Raw genomic sequence first — 5144 nt, 5'->3', positions numbered from 1 at the left:
AGCAGCAGCTGCGCAAGCTGGGTTACCAGATAGACGCCCGCTATTACCGCATGTCGCTGGCCGAGCTGCGCGAGCAGGCGCGCCATGGCGATCCGCAAGCGCTGACCCATCTGGCGGAGCGTTATCTGTTCCAACTCGATGGCCATCCGCGCGAGCCGGACTATGAGCCTGGCTTCCACTATCGAGAGGAGGCCAGAGAGGCCTTGCAGCAAGCCTATGCGGCTGGCAACGCGCATGCCGCGGCGATGATCTCGGAAAGCTATTTGCTGGAAAAACAGCCGGAAGAAGCCGCTGCCTGGAATGTCGTGGCGCGCCGCGCCGGCGATGCGCTCAGCGCCGACTGGTTCCTGAAAACCAAGGATTACCAGGCGTTGACCGAGCAGCAGAAGACGGCCGCGGCCCTGCGCGCCGATCAACTGATGCAGGCGCTGCGACAACGCAAGGCCAAGCCGTAATCCGCGGCGCCTCAGCGCGGCTGGGGCCGCAAGGAGGCGCCCCGCACCTCAAACCTTACCGCATCCACCACCTTGCCATCGCCGCCGCGCAGCTCCAGCCGGTGCCGGCCCGGCCACGGAAACCACGGCAAGGCCATGCCTTTGCCCAGCCGCTTGCCGTTCAGCCACCATTGGGGGTTGCTGACCCCGCGCGCGCGCAGCACCATGCGCTGATTGGCCGGCGGGATGTCCGGATCGAGCGCGAAGATGCTGCCTTCCACCGGGGCGACGATGCCGGGCGTCAGGTTGGCCGCGCTGCCGCGCTGCGGCACGATCAGCGAGCGTTCGGTCCCGGCGAGGAACCATTCCAGTCGGCTGGCCGCCACGTCGCCCTGATAGCGCACGCGTTGCTGAACCAAGCCTGGCGGCGCGGCCGGCGGGGCGGATGCCGGGGCGGATTGCTGGGCGCGGTCCAGCACCGCCTGCCACACCGGCGCCGCGCCGTGCATGCCGGAAACATCCCACATCGGCTCGCCGCTGGCGTTGCCCACCCATGCCGCAACGGTGAAGCGGCGCGAGAAACCCACGGCCCAGTTGTCGCGCATGTCCTTGCTGGTGCCGGTTTTCACCGCGCTCCAGTAGCGCGTAGACAAGGCGCTTTCCAGGCCGAAGGTCAGCGCGCGCGCGGCGCGGTCGGACAGGATGTCGGCAATGATGAAGCTGCTGGCGGCATCCAGTTGGCGGACCGGCTTGGATTTGGCGTCGGCCAGCGTCCAGCGCGGCGGGCTGGCCAGGCCCTGGTTGGCCAGCGTGCGGTAGGCGTTGGCCAGGTCCAGCAGGCGGATATCGGCCGCGCCCAGCGCCAGGCTGTAGCCGTAGTAATCGCCATCCTCGGTCAGGCTGGCCAAGCCCAGCTTGACCAGGCGGTCGCGCAGCGCGTTGGGGCTGACCATTTCTATGGTCCGCACCGCCGGGATGTTCAGCGACGAGGCCAGCGCGGTGCGAACCGGCACCAGGCCCTTGAAGTCTTTGGAATAGTTCTGAGGCGCGTACAACCCCGCGCCGGTTTGCAGATCCAGCGGGCTGTCGTCCAGCAGCGAGGCGGCGGTCAGGTAATGCTTCTCCAGCGCCAGTTGGTACAGAAACGGTTTCAGCGTGGAGCCGGCCTGGCGCAAGGCGGTCACGCCGTCCACCTCGGATGCATTGGACAGGCCGCGTCCGCTGGAGCCGACCCAGGCCAGGATGTCGCCGCTGCGGTTGTCCAGCACCACCAGCGCGCCGTCCTGCACATTGCGCTGCGACAACGCCGCCAGATGGCGGCGCAGCGCGGCGGCGGCGAAGCGCTGCAACGGCAGGTCCAGCGTGGTGGCGATGCGGCTGCCTGCGGCGTAGCCGCGCGTCTGCAGCAGCTTGCGCGCAAAGTGCGGCGCGTCCTGTTCCGCCAGCGGATTGGCGGCGCGGCTCTTGGCCAGCGCCTGGCTGGTGCGCACGGTTACCACGTTGCAGTCCGGCTTGCGGCCCATGTCTTGCAGAATGCGGCAGGCGCGGGCCGCCACCCGGTCCGGGGCGGCATTCGGCGCGCGGATCAGCGCCACCGCAATAGCGGACTCTTCCAAATTGAGCCCGGCCGGCAATTTGCCGAATAAAGTAGACGACAGGGCGGACAGCCCTACCAGTTCGCCGCGAAAGCCGACTAGATTCAGATACGCCTCAAGGATTTCCGCCTTGGTCCAGTGCCGCTCCAGCCAGGCGGCTGACCAGGTTTGGCCCATCTTCTGCCACAGGCTGCGCCCGCCCTTGGCCACCTTCAGATCCTCGTCCAGCAGGCCGGCCAGTTGCATGGTCAGCGTGGAGGCGCCGCGGGTGCGGGTGTTCCACAGATTGGCCCAGGCCGCCGCAGCCGCGCCGGACCAGTCCACCCCGCTGTGTTGGTAGAAACGCTTGTCTTCGGACATCACCAGCGCCTGGCGAAACGCCGGCGAGGTGTCGGCCAGGCTGATCCAGTCCTGCCGCCGCGCCTGTTTGTCGATGCGCAAGCGCTGAAGCGTTTGGCCATGACGGTCCAGCAGCACGACGTCGGCTGGCTGCCAGGCGGCCTTGACCTCCTTGAAGGATGGTTGGCTCCAGGCGGGCGTGGTCAGCAGCGCCAGGCAAAGCGCGCAGATCGACCATGGCCGCGGCCGCGGCGCGGAGCCAATGGCCATGAAAAATAGAGCCGCCCGGCTTGGGCGCAAGGGCTGAAGCCAGCAAGGGTATGAACGTGCCATGCCTAACGCAGAGGGGAAGGAATGCTTGGCATGATACGGGAAGCGGCGGGATGGTTGCTGACAAATCCTTGCCGCGGCTGCTAAGGCAAGCGCTCTATCTTGACGGATTTAGGCAGCCACCAGCTGTAATCTTGATCCGCGCCCTGGCGCGGCAGCATGGGATTGTTGAGAAACAGCACCCGGCGATTTTCTCGTTTCAGCAGGCCTATCTCCTGCTGATGGTATTGGATGAAGAGCTTCTTGAAAGAGCCATCGCGCAGCGCCAGGTTCAGGCCGTTTTCTATCTGCCGAGCCAAGGCCTCATTGCCGCGGCGCACCCAGAAATACACCGGATACGGCGTGAAGAAGGCATAAGTCTTGTCCACGGCCAGCTCGGGATAGCGCGAGCCGTACTGCGTCAACTCCTTGGAGAATTCGTTGAGGCCGCGCGGAAAAGCATCGAAGCGACGGGCATCCAGCATGGCGAACAAGCCCTCGTAACCGGGGCTGGCCACCACCTGGAAGCCATTGGCCTGCAGAATGGCCAGGTCCGCCCACTGGCTGTTGAAGCCGAGTTTGATTTTGCCTTTCAGATCGACGGGCTGCAGGCGTTGGAACCATGCCGCATCAGACTTGCGGATCAGCAGAACGCGATAGCCCAGCATGCCGCGCAGGATGTCGACGCGGATCGGCCGCATATGCGCTTCCCGCTCCGGGTTGGGCGGCAAGGCCATCACATCCAGCGCCCCGGCCTGCATCATCGCCATCAGGCGAGATTGCGTAGTCCGGGAACTGTCCACCTGGTCGATCCGGTAGGGGCTGCCCGTGGGCCGGGTATGATCCAGCGCTAATTTCAGCAAGGCCCAGCGGTAGTCGTAGAGCGCGCCGGATGGCGCGCATCTGAGCGTCGATTCGTTCGCTCCGTGAGCGGATAAAGCAGTCAGGAAAGCGCATGCCGCACAAGCGAGAAGGTTGAGCAACCGGCAGAGCGGCGATCTTGTGAGGCGGTGCGGCATGGTCGGGGCGGCTGAGCGGCAGCAGCAAATCCATAAATGGTTGTTAACGATAAAATGCCGGCGTTTCCTGCCTGCCTTGAGCCCTCTTGCTTGCGGATGATCTCTCTACTCCGCCTGGCCAGTAGTGGCTGTTTGGACATTTTGCAAAATCCATATTGCAATTTCAATTCGTTTTAAAGCAAAAGTTAGCAATTTGGCAAAATGTCTTTCGGCACGCCGGTCCGTCCTAATCCAGGCAGGGTGGGCGGATGACGCGACCCCTCCCCACATCTGGAGAGGGGCCGCGCGGCATCATTTCCCGTCATCCACGACTTTGAACAGCGGATTCGGCAGCATGCCGAACACCTCAGGCGCATACATCGCCTCGACGCGTGTCGGCGGCAGCTTGAAGACGCCCGGGTTGTTCAGGCGCATGGTGTATTCCACCTTCAGCTCGCCGCGCGGCACGTAGCCGTAGTAGGCGCGGTAGCCGGCGAAGCGGCGTTCGATGTAGTCGGCGTAGTCGCCGTCGCTGCCGGATTTGGCGTCGATGGCGGAGTCGCGGCCCAGGCCGCCGCCTTGTATGGTGGCGCCGGCGGGGATCGGGTCGTCCACTACCACCCAGCTCATATCGCTCTGCGCGCGGATGTCCAGCGTGACTTTCACCACATCGCCCGGTTGATATCGGCCGGCCGCTTTCTGGCTCACCGGCGTCAGCGTCTTCTTGATGCTGTAGCCGGCGTAGCGCGGAGTTTTCAGCGGGATGGCCGCTTCGGCCTGGATCGTGGCCCATGGCGCGCCGGCTCCGGCGTGCTTCAGCTGCAGGCTGGCAGGGCCGGCCGGCCACGGCAGCAAGCCCAGCTGTTTCACGCCCTCCTGCGGCCAGGGGAGGCTCAGGCTGGTCTTGCCGAGTTGCGCGCGGGTCTGGCCGCTCACCGGGGTGGTTTCGAACTGGCGCGAGAACTGCCCGACCGCCAGCGCGCCCCATAGATTGGCGGTGGTGGTGCTCCAGTGGCCGCGCTGCTGGCGGCCCAGCAGCCCGGTCAGCAGCCTGGGCAAGTCGGCCTGCCAGTCCGGCAACTGGCGGGCGGCCAACAGCAGCCTGGCGGCGTTGACGTCGCCATTGCCCATCAGCCACCAGGCGTTGTCGCTGGCCTCGGTGCTGAAGCCCATCCTGGCGCCCTGATAAGTGAGCCGCGCGCGCAGCAGATTGGACGCCTCGCTGATGCGGCTGGCGCGCAGCGGGATGTCTGCCGCGCGGTTCAGCAGCGACAGCCAGTCCACCAGCATGGCGGTGCCCATTTTCTGCGGGTTCAGATCCAGCACGTCCAGCATGGCCGGGCGGAAGCGACCGTAGCGCGCCAGCGCCTCCATGGCGGCGAGGCGGCGCGCGTCTGCGTCCTGGCGGCTGCTGGGCAAATCGCGCTTGAGCTTGCCCTCGACGAAGGCGGATAACCCATCCAGCATCT

General features: G+C 65.7%; 3 protein-coding genes and 1 pseudogene. 1 reads left to right on the top strand and 3 read right to left on the bottom strand.

Annotated features, from left to right (window positions below; genetic code table 11):
• A partial coding sequence (locus JHD59_RS21460) for a hypothetical protein (RefSeq protein ID WP_199155760.1) occupies nucleotides 1-455 on the top strand: 455 nt, incomplete at its 5' end.
• Nucleotides 456-466: 11 nt separating this feature from the next.
• Here JHD59_RS21460 and pbpC read toward each other — a convergent pair.
• The 3 genes and pseudogenes from pbpC to JHD59_RS21445 all read right to left on the bottom strand — a co-directional run.
• Nucleotides 467-2638, bottom strand: coding sequence for a penicillin-binding protein 1C (gene pbpC, locus JHD59_RS21455; protein WP_199155759.1), 2172 nt, complete (start codon nucleotides 2636-2638; stop codon nucleotides 467-469).
• A gap of 143 nt (nucleotides 2639-2781) precedes the next feature.
• A complete protein-coding gene (locus tag JHD59_RS21450) occupies nucleotides 2782-3480 on the bottom strand; it encodes an ABC transporter substrate-binding protein (RefSeq protein ID WP_199155758.1) in 699 nt (232 codons plus the stop codon).
• Nucleotides 3481-3987: 507 nt separating this feature from the next.
• Nucleotides 3988-5144 (bottom strand): annotated as a pseudogene (locus JHD59_RS21445) (hypothetical protein); the annotation flags it as partial.

The sequence above is a fragment of the Chromobacterium sp. ASV23 genome, from assembly GCF_016428945.1.
GTDB lineage: Bacteria > Pseudomonadota > Gammaproteobacteria > Burkholderiales > Chromobacteriaceae > Chromobacterium > Chromobacterium sinusclupearum.
Note: the sequence above shows the minus strand (reverse complement) of the source record. Positions and strands in the feature narration are given on the sequence as shown.

Bases quoted from the DNA above. Each gene is read 5' to 3' on its own strand.
- pbpC (WP_199155759.1), bottom strand. From the start codon at position 2,638: ATGGCCATTGGCTCCGCGCCGCGGCCGCGGCCATGGTCGATCTGCGCG.